17 protein-coding genes and 1 riboswitch are annotated in these 15,575 nt (G+C 50.6%); of the genes, 12 read left to right on the top strand and 5 right to left on the bottom strand.

The window, feature by feature from the left end; translation table 11 throughout:
- Positions 1-21: 21 nt before the first annotated feature.
- Positions 22-732 (bottom strand): GTP pyrophosphokinase, encoded by a 711-nt coding sequence (locus tag KJS57_RS16095; RefSeq protein ID WP_244861591.1) that lies wholly within the window; start codon positions 730-732, stop codon positions 22-24.
- A gap of 283 nt (positions 733-1,015) precedes the next feature.
- Entirely contained in the window at positions 1,016-1,387 is a 372-nt protein-coding gene (locus KJS57_RS16090) for a hypothetical protein (protein WP_213655569.1), read from the bottom strand.
- A 218-nt stretch (positions 1,388-1,605) separates the two neighbouring features.
- Between KJS57_RS16090 and KJS57_RS16085 the strand changes: the two genes are divergently transcribed.
- The 4 genes from KJS57_RS16085 to KJS57_RS16070 all read left to right on the top strand — a co-directional run bounded on the left by KJS57_RS16085 (position 1,606) and on the right by KJS57_RS16070 (position 5,444).
- Positions 1,606-2,406: a zinc-ribbon domain-containing protein gene (locus KJS57_RS16085; protein ID WP_213655568.1), complete on the top strand. Its 801-nt coding sequence runs from the start codon at positions 1,606-1,608 to the stop codon at positions 2,404-2,406.
- 325 nt (positions 2,407-2,731) lie between these two features.
- Positions 2,732-3,037, top strand: coding sequence for a hypothetical protein (locus tag KJS57_RS16080; protein WP_211023814.1), 306 nt, complete (start codon positions 2,732-2,734; stop codon positions 3,035-3,037).
- Between the two features lie 132 nt (positions 3,038-3,169).
- Positions 3,170-3,269: riboswitch (purine riboswitch) on the top strand.
- 171 nt (positions 3,270-3,440) lie between these two features.
- On the top strand, positions 3,441-4,031 hold the full coding sequence (locus KJS57_RS16075) for a xanthine phosphoribosyltransferase (protein WP_213655567.1): 591 nt from the start codon (positions 3,441-3,443) through the stop codon (positions 4,029-4,031).
- Between the two features lie 78 nt (positions 4,032-4,109).
- Positions 4,110-5,444: a nucleobase:cation symporter-2 family protein gene (locus KJS57_RS16070; protein ID WP_213655566.1), complete on the top strand. Its 1,335-nt coding sequence runs from the start codon at positions 4,110-4,112 to the stop codon at positions 5,442-5,444.
- Between the two features lie 39 nt (positions 5,445-5,483).
- Here KJS57_RS16070 and KJS57_RS16065 read toward each other — a convergent pair whose 3' ends face one another.
- Genes KJS57_RS16065 through KJS57_RS16055 form a run of 3 tightly spaced genes read right to left on the bottom strand, consistent with a single transcriptional unit; the run spans position 5,484 to position 8,010 of the window.
- On the bottom strand, positions 5,484-5,822 hold the full coding sequence (locus KJS57_RS16065; protein WP_211023808.1) for a DUF4870 domain-containing protein: 339 nt from the start codon (positions 5,820-5,822) through the stop codon (positions 5,484-5,486).
- A gap of 42 nt (positions 5,823-5,864) precedes the next feature.
- The gene (locus KJS57_RS16060) at positions 5,865-7,040 is read right to left on the bottom strand and encodes an MGDG synthase family glycosyltransferase (protein ID WP_244861590.1); all 1,176 of its coding nucleotides are present in this window, start codon (positions 7,038-7,040) and stop codon (positions 5,865-5,867) included.
- Positions 7,041-7,056: 16 nt separating this feature from the next.
- A complete protein-coding gene (locus tag KJS57_RS16055; protein ID WP_213655565.1) occupies positions 7,057-8,010 on the bottom strand; it encodes a serine hydrolase domain-containing protein in 954 nt (317 codons plus the stop codon).
- Between the two features lie 416 nt (positions 8,011-8,426).
- Here KJS57_RS16055 and KJS57_RS16050 point away from each other — a divergent pair, with 416 nt between their 5' ends.
- The 8 genes from KJS57_RS16050 (at position 8,427) to KJS57_RS16015 (ending at position 15,571) form a co-directional block, all read left to right on the top strand.
- Positions 8,427-8,615 (top strand): hypothetical protein, encoded by a 189-nt coding sequence (locus KJS57_RS16050; protein WP_114498473.1) that lies wholly within the window; start codon positions 8,427-8,429, stop codon positions 8,613-8,615.
- Between the two features lie 150 nt (positions 8,616-8,765).
- Positions 8,766-9,521, top strand: a complete 756-nt coding sequence (map, locus tag KJS57_RS16045) for a type I methionyl aminopeptidase (RefSeq protein ID WP_213655564.1) — start codon at positions 8,766-8,768, stop codon at positions 9,519-9,521.
- Positions 9,522-9,884: 363 nt separating this feature from the next.
- Positions 9,885-10,943 carry a cytochrome c oxidase subunit II gene (gene coxB / locus KJS57_RS16040; RefSeq protein WP_211023801.1) on the top strand — a complete coding sequence of 353 codons (1,059 nt, stop codon included), beginning with the start codon at positions 9,885-9,887 and terminating at the stop codon, positions 10,941-10,943.
- A 94-nt stretch (positions 10,944-11,037) separates the two neighbouring features.
- The gene (ctaD, locus tag KJS57_RS16035; protein ID WP_211023926.1) at positions 11,038-12,888 is read left to right on the top strand and encodes a cytochrome c oxidase subunit I; all 1,851 of its coding nucleotides are present in this window, start codon (positions 11,038-11,040) and stop codon (positions 12,886-12,888) included.
- On the top strand, positions 12,885-13,514 hold the full coding sequence (locus KJS57_RS16030) for a cytochrome (ubi)quinol oxidase subunit III (RefSeq protein ID WP_213655563.1): 630 nt from the start codon (positions 12,885-12,887) through the stop codon (positions 13,512-13,514). The genes ctaD and KJS57_RS16030 overlap by 4 nt, the downstream gene beginning before the upstream one ends.
- A gap of 3 nt (positions 13,515-13,517) precedes the next feature.
- Positions 13,518-13,838, top strand: a complete 321-nt coding sequence (locus KJS57_RS16025) for a cytochrome C oxidase subunit IV family protein (protein WP_213655562.1) — start codon at positions 13,518-13,520, stop codon at positions 13,836-13,838.
- 319 nt (positions 13,839-14,157) lie between these two features.
- Positions 14,158-15,072: a cytochrome c oxidase assembly factor CtaG gene (gene ctaG / locus KJS57_RS16020; RefSeq protein ID WP_213655561.1), complete on the top strand. Its 915-nt coding sequence runs from the start codon at positions 14,158-14,160 to the stop codon at positions 15,070-15,072.
- A gap of 34 nt (positions 15,073-15,106) precedes the next feature.
- Positions 15,107-15,571, top strand: coding sequence for a DUF420 domain-containing protein (locus KJS57_RS16015; protein WP_211023792.1), 465 nt, complete (start codon positions 15,107-15,109; stop codon positions 15,569-15,571).
- The last annotated feature ends 4 nt before the right edge of the window (positions 15,572-15,575 follow it).

The raw sequence follows: 15,575 nt of genomic DNA, 5'->3' as shown, positions 1-15,575 counted from the left end.
GAATCGTGCCGCAGGCTCTTGCTATTGAGGGAGCGGCGCTCCGGCGGCTCCCATAATCTCCTTGCGGAGCCCGTGCATTTTTTTGTCCAGGGCGTCCGCCGCTTTGGCGGCTTCAGTGAGCTCCCGGATGACATGGGGCGGCACTTGCTTTTCATATTTATAAAATAAGATATGCTCCATGCTGGCCCAAAAATCCATAGCTAGCGTACGCATCTGGATCTCCACCTTCATCCAGCGCTGCCCTTCGAATAATGTAAGCGGAACAGCGACGATCACATGCAGGCTTTGGTAACCGTTAGGTTTTGGATTCATGATGTAATCTTTAATCTCAAGAATCCGGATATCTTCACGCTGGCGGAGATGCTCCAGTAAACTGTAAATATCCTGGGCAAAAGAGAACACGATCCGCATACCCGCGATATCATGGATTTTATTCACCATACTGTCGACATTCAACTCGAAGCCTTTGCGCTCCAACTTCTCCAGGATGCTTCTTGGCTCCTTGATTCGGGTTTTAATGTGCTCTATCGGGCTGTACCCGTTATGGATTTTCCACTCGCTCTGAATCAGCTTAATTTTGTTCTTTAATTCATCCAGTGCAAGCTGATACAGGATCGGAAGCTTCTTCCATTCTTCCAGCTTGCGCAGCTCGTCATCGCCGATCTCCCACCGGTACAGTTCCCGTAAATCCAACTTGTTCAGCAGGCCATCCTTGTTATCTTCGTTTGACATACTCGTCTGATCTACTCCCATTTCTTTTGTCGTACCTATTTCTTATTGTAACGTGATCGGCTTGTAGATTTCAAAATAAGATTCAATCTTTAATGGGGGTGTATATAATTAGGGGGATTTTTTGGGTCTAATCTAACGCCATCTCATCTATGATGAGAAATAGAGGGGAAACCTCCGGCAACGGCACCATAACACAGCAAAAAAAGCCGCCTAGGGGTAGTTATCCAACTCCCCAAGACAGCTTTCCCGATTTGATACCGCTCCGCTCCAACCGCAATGCACGTTATTTGTTCAAGGGCGAGCCTTCGCCGTATCCGGGATGATTGTAGTCCGTATTTGACAGGTTGTTCAGTACGCCCATGTCCATGATGGCCTTGCGGGTCCGCTCGCTTCCGGTCCGGTAAAGGAGTACGTAAAGTTCGGTCAGCTGTCGGTTGAACTGTTCCGGAGCCTCGTCATGGTCCGCGGATTTGAACGGCACTGGTGCGCGTTTTAAGGTGTATTCGTCTTCGTCATGCAGCCCGGCGATTTTATCCCTTAGCAAGGTTAGCTCTTCTTCGTCAAGAAGCACTTCGAACTCGGTAGAATCGTTCGGCACTTCCTGAATGAGCCGGTGCGTAACGGATACATAGTATGGGGTTCTTGGAATGGTCACTTGCCGATTCCTCCTCTCTTGGATGGGATGCGATTCTACTCTTTTTTACACGGAGCCTATTCTTGTGAATCAAAGGACTGATTTTCACAGAAGCTGTAAATCTGGTATGATAACTTCTAGAATTCATATTTATACTAACTGTTTAAACTATTGAAAAGGGTAAATAGCTTCCTTGCGGATGACTTAGGAGGAAGCAGATGAATGGGAGGACTTCAGTCATGAATTTTTTACAGCGAATTAGAGACGGTGCTGGGAAAGTGACCGACCGCGCGCAAAATGCCGTGGAAATCGGGCGTCTGAACACACAAATTTCGAATATCGAACGAGAGATGGGGCTTTATTTTCAAAGGATGGGCGAGGCTTTCTATGAAGGGTATACCCGTAAGGATATGTCCAACGCGGAAAAGGAAATGGTAGAGCTCGCCAAAACCTGCGATCTGCTGTCGGAGGAGCGGGATGAAATCCGGGCCAAAATCGCCGAACTGAAAAATGAACGTTTGTGCGGGGCTTGCGGCAAAGCGATTACAGAGGATGCGCTGTTCTGCCAATACTGCGGCCATAAGCTGGAGAAACCGAAGCCCTCAACGGCGAGTCGGGTGAATGAGCCTGAACGTGAGCCTTCGAAAGAGCCTTCGAAAGAGCCTTCAGAAGAGTATTCAAGGGAGTATCCAAGAGATCCGGAACCGGTCAAGGAAGCCAAGACGCCTATCGATCCGCTTTCTTTGTACGAGGGGCCTGTGACGGATGAGACCCTCATTTATAAAGAACCTAAGGAGCAGCAGCCTCCTGTGGACCGGGAGCATGAAGAACGGCGTTTGCGTGAACTGGAACGGGAACGGGAGCGCCAGGAGGAACTGGACCGTCGTATCCGTACCTGGAAAGAGGACGTAGAAAAGCCGCGTGAGCAAGTTTCATCCTCGATGGAAACCGGGATCCCGACGGCAGATTGTCAAATCTGCTCCGCCGCCCTGGTCAAGGGGACGAAATGGTGCCCGCATTGCGGCGCTGAGCAAATCTGAAGCTTCGTATTCGAAAGATTCACCAAGTTGTAATAAGTGGCGCCATGCAATCTGCGGTATGATCCGTAGTAGGAGTTAGGCGCAGTTTTTCCGCCGGCACGGGGAGCAGAGATTATTCTCTTGCACCGTGCCGCTTGCGTTTTACCCGTTTAGAGGTTGTTCAAAAGATCATCTTTCCACGACGAAGTAGATCAGGATGCGGACTCGACGTCGAATCTTGAATTACTTTTTGAACACGCACTTCTATTGCGCAGTCTTCGGGATGAGGCAACGCCGGCGGGGGAACGCTTAAGTTTAGAATCAGAATGAAGGGAGAGCTTGAACCATGGAATGCATTGTTCACTTTGAGGTACATCATCCGAATGAAATCAAAGAATTGCGAGGTTTGATCTTTTTAAAGGAAGGCCAGGTGCCGTCCGAAAGGGACTTTCTGACAATGTTCGAGGAAATGGGGTATAAGCTCCGTCTGGAAGACAGGGATAATCTGGTGTTCAAACCGGTAGAGGCCGGAGCGAATTACAGTAAAATACGGATTCGGCGTCTTGATACGGGAGTGAAGAGCTACAAGGAGGATACGGAACTGCGTTCTTTGCTAGGCAATTTCCTCCAAGGAGAGTCCAGACCGATTTAAGAGGTTGTTCAAAAAGTCATCTTTCCACGACGAAGCAGATACGCACTATAAGAGACCGAGTGGAATAAAAAATTTCCTCTTTATTTCCCGGCCCGGTTTGCGTTATACTTCTAACATTGCATGAAAATCGACATTTGTTTTCATATATTTTCTCGTATATGTGCAGGAATAGGCCTGCATGTCTCTACCCGATCACCGGAATGATCGGACTACGGGCAAAATTCATGGTTGTGGCGGTTGCCGGTCGACGGGCTTGTCTAGTCGGCTCGGGTTGAACAGCGTGGCGCAGCCTGTTTTTTTGCCTTTTGTCAGTCCATTTTCCGGTATGGGAAATGGGCTTTTCATGCTGTAAACCTAATTATTTTCAATAGCATCAAGCAATAACACGAGGAGGAAACGCCAAATGAAATTGTTGAGAGACAAAGTGATGACGGAGGGCATCGTGCTCGGGAATCAGGTGCTCAAAGTGGATTCTTTCCTGAATCATCAAATGGATCCGGTACTGATGAGGGAAGTAGGGAGTGAGTTCGCCCGGAGATTTGCCGGAGAAGGCATAACTAAAGTGTTGACGATTGAATCGTCAGGGATTGCCCCGGCAATCATGACGTCTTTGGAGCTTGGGGTACCGATGATCTTCGCCCGAAAGCATAAATCGCTTACTTTGAAAGACGATATTCTGGTCGAAAAGGTGTACTCGTTTACTAAACGGGAAACTAATGAAATTACGGTGTCGAAGAAGTTTTTGCTTCCCGGGGACCGGGTGCTGATCATCGACGATTTCCTGGCTAACGGGGAAGCGGCGTTCGGTTTGGCACGGATTGCGGAGCAGGTAGGGGCGAGCGTGGCAGGCATAGGCATTGTGATCGAAAAATCGTTCCAGCCGGGCGCGCGATTGTTGGGAGAAGCGGGCTACCGCGTCGATTCGCTAGTTCGTATTGCTTCTCTGGAGAACGGAACGGTTACTTTTGTTGACGAAGTGCATGAAAGCTTATAACGATAACAAGGCTATATAACATAGGAGTCTAAAAACAGACAGATATCATGAGTCATCATGGGGAGGAGCCATATTCAGATGGAACGCGAGCGTATTTTTCAAAGAAACCGGCACCCGTTCAAAACGTTTTCGCTGGGAATTCAGCATGTATTGGCTATGTATGCGGGAGCAGTCATCGTACCGCTGATTGTCGGCGGGGCACTCGAATTTTCTCATCAGCAACTGACTTACTTGATTTCGATTGACCTGCTTGCCTGCGGGGTAGCGACCTTATTGCAGGTTTGGGGTAACCGTTTCTTCGGCATCGGGCTGCCGGTTATGCTAGGCTGCGCGTTCCAGGCCGTCTCACCGATGATTGCTATCGGAGGAGAAGAGGGGATGGGCGTAACGGCAATCTACGGGGCGATCATCGCCTCCGGGTTGTTCGTGTTCCTGTTCTCGGGATTGTTCGGCAAGCTGATCGCTTTCTTCCCGCCGGTCGTTACCGGTTCGGTGGTTACGATTATCGGGGTCACCTTGATTCCCGTGGCGCTGACCGACCTTGGCGGCGGGGACGTTACCCAGAAGGATTTCGGCAGTCCGACCAATTTGGCGCTCGGTTTTGGGGTACTTATCTTCGTTATATTGATGAACCGGTTCGCCAAGGGATTCCTGCAATCCATTTCCGTTCTGATCGGATTGATAGCGGGGACGCTGGTAGCGGCTCTGATGGGCGAAGTCAATCTGACGCCACTGAAGGAAGCGAGTTGGTTCCATATGGTCCAGCCGTTTTATTTTGGAGTTCCGACGTTTCATGCCTCGGCCATCTTAACGATGATCCTTGTCGCCATCGTCAGCGTGGCGGAGTCCACCGGGGTATTTATGGCGCTTGGCAAAATCGTGGATAAGGATATCACCTCGAAAGACCTTTCGCGCGGTTACCGCGCCGAAGGCCTTGCCATCATGCTCGGCGGCGTATTTAATTCATTTCCATATACGACTTATTCGCAAAATGTAGGACTCGTCCAAATGAGCAAGGTCAAAACCCGGGACGTTATCGTTGTTGCCGGCGGCTTGCTGATTCTGATCGGCTTTGTCCCGAAAATTGCAGCCCTGACCCAACTCGTGCCTACTTCCGTGCTTGGCGGAGCAATGATCGCGTTGTTCGGTCTGGTGCTGTCCTCGGGAATCCGGATGCTGGGCGATCAAGTGGATCTCAACCGGCACGAGAATCTGCTTATCATTGCTTGCTCGGTAGGTATGGGGCTCGGCGTTACGGTCGTGCCGCAAATTTTTGATGCTTTGCCGGCCTGGCTTCGCATTTTGGTCGATAACGGCATCGTGGCGGGAAGCTTTACCGCGATTGTAATGAACCTGCTGTTTAACGGATTGAAGGGCGGCCAACGGAAACCGGCTCCCGTGACGGAGGAATAGCCGCCCTTAACATCGATAGGCCGTGCAGTAACGCCTGGATTACATGCGGTTTAACTGTTTTTCGGCCAATTCTCCGATCCAGGGGAGCTTCAACCATTTTCCTTGCAACGCGGCCAGCATAAGAATCAGCCAGAGCACCAGACCCAGCAGGGAAAGGAGCAGGCCTACCACGATGCCGATGATCGGCAAAAAGCCGGCCAAGGCATGGAAGACCATCAATCCGGCAAACAGAATGACGGACTGCAAGGCATGGAAGAGCACGAAGCGGCTTCTGCGTTCTATGGCCAGAAAGGCGATGCCGCCCACGAAGGCAAACAAATAACATAGAAATCCGGCGAAATTCTCGGACAGGCCTGTCGAAGACTTGAAATGGGACACGGTAAACACCTGCTTTCCAATAACGGATAACCTTCCATAGTCTCAATGTATGACGAGCCTAGGGCGGGCAGAACCGATTTCGACAGGCGCTTTACGGGTCTCTGACCCGAACCATTTCTCCAGAATATCGTTTACAATGACCTCTGCGGCTTCCGGCCTGCGGAGGTTTTCCATTTCTGCCCGGACGAGGGATAGACGGTCTTCGTCAAGGAGCAGAGTATCGATCCCCTGGCAAAGCGACGGAGCGTCCTCCGCAATGAAGGCGATACCCTTATTACGCAGATATCGGGCATTGTTAAGCTCCTGGCCGGGAACGGGCCGATACAGGAAGATCGGCAGCCGGCAGGCCAGCGCTTCCGACAGCGTGATTCCCCCGGGCTTCGTAATAATGCAGTCGCTGGCCTGCATCAAGAGAGAAACTTCTTGCACAAATCCGAATAAGTGAAAGTCCGGATATTCCCCGAACCGGGATTCGAGATCCTTGTACAATTCCCTGTTTCGTCCGCAGACCGCCAAAATTTGATAATCGCCTTTTTCCAAAAGTGTTCTGCAGATATCCCGGTTTCCTTGCATGACACCGTAGGCTCCGGCCATGAGCAGCACGGTTTTTTTGTCGGGATTCAGCTTGATACGGAATTCGGCCGTCTCCTCTGGCTGATGGCAAAAATCAGGCCGCAGCGGGATTCCGCTGGCAAGTATGCGATCCCCGGATACTCCGCGGTTGATCATTTCTCTTTTCATATCCTCGGTTGCTACATAATACCGGTCTATCTCCGGATGAAGCCATCTGGCATGAACGTCGAAATCGGTGATGATATTAACGAGCGGCAGGCTCCTGCCCGTTTTCTTGATCATGCCCGGTAATGTCATTTGCGGAAAAGTATGGATGACGAGGTCGGGTTCATGCAGATGTAGGGCCTCTTTCAGCTTTCCTGTTCCAAAGAAGTTCAGCGCCCGCAGAAAGGAAGCCTTGGGCGGAAGATCCTTCGTTATTTCATAAGCGGCTCCGTAGACGGCCGGAAGTACCTTGAAGCTGCTTAAATAGATGAACTTCGTTAGCTCGTTCAGCATCGGATGCGCTTCTGCCAACAAATCGAGCAGCACGACATCCTTGATCCCTTTGCTGTGAAAGCATGTCTCTACCGCTTTGGAGGCGCGCAGATGCCCGTCTCCGTAGCTTGCGTACAGGATCATGATTTTGGGAGGTTTATCGATCAATGGAGATTCCTCCTGTTCACGTTTTTTGGAGCGCGGGTAAAATGAATTTTTCCAGCAAGCCCTTCGGGTTTTTAAACCGGTTGACCCGGCTCTCCGAGGTGAACACGACGACGGCTTCCAGTTCGGGAATTACATAAATTTGCTGACCTCCATGACCATGGGCGTAACTGTAGTGCGTTCCGCCGCTTTCTGCGCTCCACCAATGAAACCCGTATCGCCCATAATTGTTAAATGGGGTACAGTGGGGTGCCATGGATTCATCCAGCCAATGAGCGGACAGCAAGCTCCGGCCTTCCCATGTTCCTTTTCCCAGGCAGAGAAGGCCGATTTTCAGCATATCGCGCGCCGTCATGTGAAGCCCGATGTGTCCGCTGGAATGTCCCTCCGGACTGCTGTCCCAGGCAACATGGGATATTTCCAGGGGGCTGAATAAGTACCGGCTCGCATATTCAAGCGCGCTAAACCCTGTCCATTTCGTAAGCAGTATCGAGAGTAAATGGGAGCCGGCGCTGCAGTATTGAAAGGTTCCGCGCCGCTCCGGTACTACCGGAAGCCGTAAAATAAAGTCGGCCCATCTGCGGCTCTGATGGAAGCGCCGGATAAACCGTTCCCCCAGTCGGGGGCCGGTTTGCCAGTATAGACCCGTTGTCATCGTCAGCAGTTCCCGCAGCGTCAGTTCCGCCCATGAGGGGTCGGGACGCTGCGGTGCATGCTCCTTGACACTGTCCCAGACCGGACGGTCGAGGGCCGGCAAACGACCCTGCGCTTCGGCGATTCCGAGCAGTAAGGATATCACGCTCTTGGTCGCGGACCTGAGGTCATGCAGCGTCAAGGAATGATATCCGTTGTAGTAGTTTTCAAATCTTAAGGTTCCTTCTTGCGCGACGAGAAAGCTGCGTATACCGGGATAGCTTTTACAAATGGCTTTATCGGCAGGCAAAAAGGAGTTATCTGCGATTGCGGAGTTCATTGGCACATGCCCTCCAATCGAGTGTACAGCAGTTAGATTAACCCCGGATTAAATGGGACGGGGGCGCAAAATTATTTCGATCTAACCTTATCTTAACCAGCCCGGACAAATCCAAATAACAAAAATTTTAAGCGTTAAAGAAATAGGTATTTGGAAGAAAGCTGTAACAACAAGCTGAATATGTTACAATATGGGAGGTAGAGGTCTTTTCCACAAATGGTATTCGTTAAGACCGGAATACAATTTGCAAGACGCTGTCCTTAACGTGCATGATTCATCGGCAATTCGTTCGGGTATGTATAGTGTCATGCGCCAGCTAAACAGGTTCGACCGCGAGCTACTTCATGAATTACTGCTTGTTACGCATTCTCGAGATCGGAGCATTGAACTAGAATCGTTCTGGGAGGGAATTTGGTATGGCAACGAAAGGTCACAATGAGGTGAAGGAAAGTTTGCGGGAGATGACCCGGATATTCAAACCGAAAGACCCGAAAAAGTTCGTGAAGGAATACGTCCGTAAATACCGGATTACCGGAGGTTATGAGGAAGAATTGACTCATCTGGTGGAAATGGAGATGGGCAAGCTGGACTCATCCGTCTCTTGATACATTGTGGAAAACATTGAAATCAAATGGGGTAGCTACCGTCCCGGCTGAAGCCGGGGCGTTTTTTCATTGGATTCCGAATTCTACATATATTAGAGTATTATGATTTTATTTTTCTAGGTCTGCAGCTAAGTGCCGCGAAGGGAGTTTATGCATTTGAAAATCAATTTAAAGTCCAAAGAAGAAATTGCACGCATTCGCGAAGCGGGTTCGATATTGGCCGAATGCCACAGAGAGATTGCCAAGCTGATCGCTCCGGGCATCACGACGGAGGAAATCGATTCCTTCGTCGAGTCCTTTCTTGCCGGAAAAGGAGCGACTCCCGAACAGAAAGGATATCGGGGATTTCCTTACGCCACCTGCGCTTCAATTAACGAAGTCGTTTGTCATGGTTTTCCCGGAGACCAGAAGTTGCAAAAGGGAGATATCGTTACGATCGATATGGTCGTCAACAAGAAGGGATGGCTCGCCGATTCGGCATGGTCTTACCGGGTCGGGGAGGTTGGCCCTCAGGCAGAGCACCTTTTAAAGACGACTGAGAAGGCGCTCTTTGCCGGAATCGGGCAGGCGCTGCCGGGTAATCGCGTCGGCGATATCGGGTATGCGGTCCAGCGAGTTGCGCAGGAAGCGGGCATCGGCATTGTTAAACCGCTCATCGGACACGGAATCGGTCAGCGGATGCACGAGCCGCCGGATGTGCCCAACTTCGGGCGGCCGCATACCGGAGCGAAGCTTCAGCCGGGGATGGTCATTACCATAGAGCCGATTTTTACGCTTGGCGAAACCGGAGCGGTGTTTTGGGACAATGACGGCTGGACGATTCGTTCGGCAGACGGCAGTCTGGGAGCGCATTATGAACATACTTTGGCAATTCTGGAAGACGGCCCGGTGATCCTTACGTCCTGAAAAGAGAGCGATGCTCTCTTTTTTTTTGAATTTGTTAATAAAGTTTGAGGAAATGTCAAAAATGAATGAAGAGTACATCTCGCTGAAATCCGGAAGGAGCAGATTCGGTTCAGGAGTCAAGCGGGCGGGTAATCCATAGGTGAAAACGTTCGCAAACCCTTTTGTGATGCGCCTCTCCGGCTTTTTGAACAATTTGTGAACTCCCCTTGAATCATTGACAAAGGAGGGGTTCAATCATATATTTAATAGGTGATTGTTTTAATTGACAGGAATACAGTTTCCGTGATAGGGCAGGTAGTATTTAACTGGATATGCCAAATGCCTGTACATAACCGGAAGAAAACGGAAAAGTGGGGTAGATCAATGATGAAACCGTGGAAGGCTGTAAAGCGGCTCGTACCTCTGTTTGTCGGGCTAGCGCTATTGTTGTCCGCATGCGGCCGTGAGGACTTGTCGGTGCTCAGACCACAGGGTACGGTAGCTGAGGGACAATTGGGTTTGATTAAACTTTCGATCACGATCATGGTGGCGGTCATGATCATTGTGTTCGGGATTGCAGCTTATGTTTGGATTAAATTCCGCCGGAAACCGGGACAAACCGATGTTCCAAAGCAAGTGGAGGGCAATTTTAAGCTGGAAATCATCTGGACGGCTATTCCGCTCGTACTGGTACTGATTTTGGCCGTTGCAACCGTTCAAAAAGTGTTTGCGTATGGAGAAAATTATTCTAACGACAAGAATGCGGTCAAGGTGAAGGTTACTTCCCATTTGTTCTGGTGGGAATTTTCCTATCCGGAATATGGCGTGACCACCGCTCAGGACTTGATTATTCCGACTGGTAAGAAAATCGCGCTTGAACTGAAAACAGCCGACGTGCTGCATTCGTTCTGGGTGCCGTCTCTGGCGGGTAAAACCGATACCAATACGGACGGAACCATCAATAACGCCTGGCTTGAAGCTAAAAATGAAGGCGTCTATCTCGGGAAGTGCGCGGAGCTTTGCGGCCCTTCGCACGCATTCATGGAATTTAAAGTGAAGGCGGTCAGTGAGGATTCCTTTAAAGCTTGGGTGGAATCCATGAAGGCGCCTGCGGTGCTGCCGGAAGATCCGGCCGTTGCCGAAGTGTTCAAGAATCAATGTTTGACTTGCCACGCTGTAGGTGACCAAGGCGGTCCTGTCGGACCAAACCTTACGGGTATAGGCGGCAGGGAATCCGTAGCCAGCATTTTGCTCAACGAGGAAGGTTCCGGGAAACCGGTCGGAGGCAAGCCGGTGAAGGATAATATGGTTGAATGGCTGACCGATCCGCAAAAGGTGAAGCCAGGCAACAAAATGCCTCAGCCGAAAGAGGATCTTGGTCTTACGGATGAGGAAATCGACGCCATTGCCCAATATCTGGCCGATTACAAATTATCATATTAATCTTTGGTGCCTCTGGCGGCATTGATGGTATAGGAACTTAAAGGGGGTACAAACCTTGGCTCACGCTCACAGTGTCAAGCGGCACAAGGGTTTGATGGATTGGCTTACAACGGTCGATCACAAGAAAATCGCTATCCTGTATTTGGTAGCGGGCGGATTGTTCTTCGGCATCGGCGGGATTGAGGCGCTGATGATCCGGGTACAGCTTGCCAAACCTATGAATGATTTCGTAACAGCCCAGCAATTTAACGAATTGATTACGATGCACGGAACGACCATGATTTTCCTAGGGGTTATGCCTATTATCTTCGCCCTCATGAACGCGGTAGTACCGCTTCAAATCGGGGCGCGGGACGTAGCGTTCCCTTTCTTGAACTCTCTCGGGTTCTGGACATTTCTGTTCGGCGGACTGCTGCTTAACCTTAGCTGGGTTATGGGCGGTGCTCCGGATGCCGGATGGACTTCTTATACGCCGCTGTCATCCTCGACGTATAGTACGACTCACGGGGTGGACTTCTACACGATCGGTCTGCAAATCGCCGGTCTCGGTACGCTGATCGGGGGGATTAACTTCCTGGCGACGATTATTACGATGCGTGCACCGGGTATGTCCTTTATGCGTATGCCGATGTTCACATGGACCGCTTTTGTCACTTCGGCCATGATTTTGTTCGCATTCCCGGCAGTCACAGTTGGTCTCGTCTTGCTGACCTTCGACCGGATCCTTGGCGCAAACTTCTTCGATGTTGCCCAGGGCGGGAACCCGGTATTGTGGCAGCATATTTTCTGGATTTTCGGTCACCCTGAGGTTTACATACTGATTCTGCCAGCGTTCGGGATTATCTCCGAGGTAGTCAGTACCTTCTCGCGCAAGCGCCTGTTCGGATACAGCTCGATGGTATTCGCTACGATCCTGATCGCCTTCCTGGGCTTCATGGTTTGGGCGCATCACATGTTCACGACAGGTATGGGACCGGTGGCGAACGCCCTGTTCTCCATCGCGACGATGCTGATCGCGGTTCCGACAGGGATCAAGATCTTCAACTGGCTGTTTACAATGTGGGGCGGACAAATTACTTTCAATACGGCTAATTTGTTTGCTGCCGGATTTATCCCGACTTTCGTAATGGGCGGGGTAACCGGGGTGATGCTCGCCTCGGCGCCGGCGGATTATCAATACCATGATACGTATTTCGTAGTAGCGCATTTCCACTATGTTATCGTTGGTGGTCTGGTACTCGGCTTGTTCGCCGGGTTGCATTATTGGTGGCCGAAAATGTTCGGGCGCGTATTGAATGAAGGACTCGGCAAATTGGAATTCTGGACGTTCATCATCGGTTTCCATTTGACGTTCTTCATCCAGCATTTCCTTGGTCTTATCGGGATGCAACGCCGCGTATTTACGTATTTGCCGAATCAGGGCTTTGACCTGATGAACTTGATCAGTACAATCGGGGCGTTCCTGATGGGCGTTGGCGTTATTGTCTTCCTGATCAATATTGCAATTTCGTTCAAGCAACCGAAAGGCGTGGACGGCGACGTGTGGAAAGACGGACGTACGCTGGAATGGGCGATTCCTTCGCCTCCGCCTGAATATAACTTCAAGCAGACTCCGCTTGTTCGCGGAATCGATGCTTTCTGGAAAGAAAAGATGGCCGGCAATAAAGAAATGACGCCTGCTGAACCGGTCGGTCCGATTCATATGCCGTCCCCGACGATTTTACCGTTCGTCATGTCGGTTGGATTGTTCATCGCCGGTCTCGGCTTCATGTTCACGAATGACGACTTTGGCAACAGCTTGCTGAACTTCCTGTTCGGCAACTACATTATTACAGGCATCGGCCTGGCAATTACTTTCGGTTCCATGCTGCTTCGCTCGCTCTTCGACGATCACGGCTGGCATGTTGAACCCGAAGAATTGAACGACAAGGGGGTAAAAGCATGACGACACCTCATGCACAACAGGCTTCCAGCGCGCTTCCCCATGAACCGGAGAAAGCGACGCTGGAAGGACGCAACAAAGTGCTTGGCTTCTGGCTCTTTCTTGGGGGCGAGGCGGTATTGTTCGGAACCCTGTTCGCTACCTTCCTGACGCTTCGGAATCAAGTGGCCGATGGGCCTTCCGCAAGCGAATTGTTCAGTCTGCCGATTACCGCGGCCGCTACGTTCATCCTGCTAGTCAGCAGCTTGACGAGCGTCTTTGCAATTCAGGCGATGCATCGGGGCAACCGGACATCGTTGGTTCGTTGGCTCGGACTTACCGTATTGCTAGGTCTTGCGTTCCTGGCTCTGGAAATATACGAGTTCGCGGAGTATATAATTCACGATGATTATGGAATGACCACGAGTGCGTTCAGCTCGGCGTTCTATACACTCGTCGGGTTTCACGGGGCGCACGTATTGTTCGGGATTCTCTGGATTTCGATTTTGATCGGACAGTTGTTCAAGAAAGGATTGACCGTGGTTACGGCACCGAAAGTATACGTATCCGCTATGTACTGGCACTTTATCGACGTCGTGTGGGTATTCATCTTCACGGTGGTTTACCTGCTCGGAAAGGTGGTAGGGTAAAAGATGACAAACCACGATTTGAACGACGGAAGCGCGGTTAAGCACCGCCATCGTCATGAGGGACCGCAAAAGCATATCATTGCTTTCGTCTTCTCTATCATCCTGACCTTGATCGCCTTCGCTACAGTGGCCGCCGGCGGCGTCAACATCGCGTTTACGGTGCTGCTCCTGCTGGTGATGGCAGTACTTCAGGTACTGGTCCAGCTCGGGTATTGGATGCATTTGAAAGATAAAGGCCATATGATGCCAATCTTATTCATGGCCGGAGGATTTTTTGTCGCAGGACTTGCGATTATTGCCGCGCTATATTGGATGTGGTGGTAGAATACAAAGAGGTGGGCTTGATACCAAGCCGCCTCTTTCTTCCTATTAGAGGTTATTCAAAAAGTCAACTTTCCACGACGAAGCAGATTATGAAGCGGATTCGACGTCGAATCTTGAATTCAGCCGGGCCTTCCGTTGCTCACGTACCTTTGTACGCTCCGCTACTCAGTCCCTAGCTTTATTCAACCTAAAGCGTTTTGTAAAAACGCACTTCGGAAGGATTTGCTTTGGTCCTGCAAACCAGACTTTTTGAATTCGTATTATTAGGGCCAGTTCACAAATTGGACAGAAAAACAAAGCGACGGAGGGAGGGTTAAGCGTGCTGGGGTTAGAATACTTTAAATTTGCGGATGTTTGGAGCCCTGTATTTCTGGCGGTCATGCTGCTCATCACGGCGGGTTATTTGGTGCTGACGGGACCGCTTAACGAGAAATTCGGACAAGGAAAGCCTGTATCCGCCGGTAAAAAGGTTTTATTCGTGCTGGGAATGGGCGTGCTGTATATGGCTCAGGGCGGGCCTGTGGAACTATTGGGGCATATGATGTTCAGCTTCCACATGATCAGCATGGCGCTGTCTTATCTGGTCGCCCCGCCGCTCCTGATGCTCGGTCTTCCCGAGTGGATCTGGCGCGGGATTTCGTCCTTTCTTGGCAAGGGCCCGCTGCGCCGCTTGAAGTTTTTGACTCACCCGGTCGTTGCCGCCGTCGTGTTTAACGGGCTGTTTTCCTTTTATCACCTGCCTGTGGTACATGATTATGTGATGCTTCATTTTGGGATTCACCGCCTGTATTACATCGTACTGTTCATAGCCGCGGTGCTCATGTGGTGGACGCTCGTCAAACCGTTGCCGGCTCACGGTGATGCGCAGGGTTTGAAGAAGATGGGCTTCATCTTCCTCAATATGGTCTTGCTGACGCCTGCGTGCGGACTGATTATTTTTGCGCCGGAAACCTTGTATGCTACCTACAGCGATCCTGTCATTTGGTCCAAGGCTATGGGATACTGCATTCCCGGAGATACGTCGATGTTGCTTGACCGTTTTGGAGGACCTGAGTTCTTCGGCTATCTGGAGCCGCGGATCGACCAGCAGGTCGGGGGCATTCTGATGAAATTCATTCAGGAGATCATCTTTGCATCGATGCTGGCTTATGTATTCTTCCAATGGTACAGGCAGGAGAACCGGGAGGAAGAGGACGAACAGCTGCCCGACGATTTAAAACTGAATCAAATTTGATATTGATGGAAGCATTGTGGACAGGAGGATTCAAATGGATTTGTTTACCTTATTCCCGACGATCAGCACCTCGTTTATCGTAATCAGCGCCGTGCTTGTTGCGATTGGCTGGGGCTTGATTATCAAGGGAAAACGGGAGGCGCACAAGAAAACGATGATCGCCGCGGCCGTTGCGGCGCTGCTCTTTTTTATCATCTACATGTCGCGGACCGTGTTTATCGGCAATACGTCATGGGGCGGACCTGAACATTTGAAGGTCTATTACCAAGTATTCCTCGTTTTTCATATCATATTGGCCACGGTGGCTGCGGTATTCGGGATTACGACCCTCGTTCTCGGATTCAAGGCAAAGTATGCGAAACACCGCAAATGGGGCAGAACCACTTCGGTAATTTGGTTCTTCACCGCAATTACCGGTGTGATGGTATACGTGCTGCTGTACATGCTGTATCCCGGCGGACATACGAAGCCGGTATGGGAAGTTATTTTTGGATTATAGAGCT

This window comes from Paenibacillus vini, assembly GCF_018403325.1.
GTDB classification, from domain to species: Bacteria; Bacillota; Bacilli; order Paenibacillales; family Paenibacillaceae; genus Fontibacillus; species Fontibacillus vini.
Note: the sequence above shows the minus strand (reverse complement) of the source record. Positions and strands in the feature narration are given on the sequence as shown.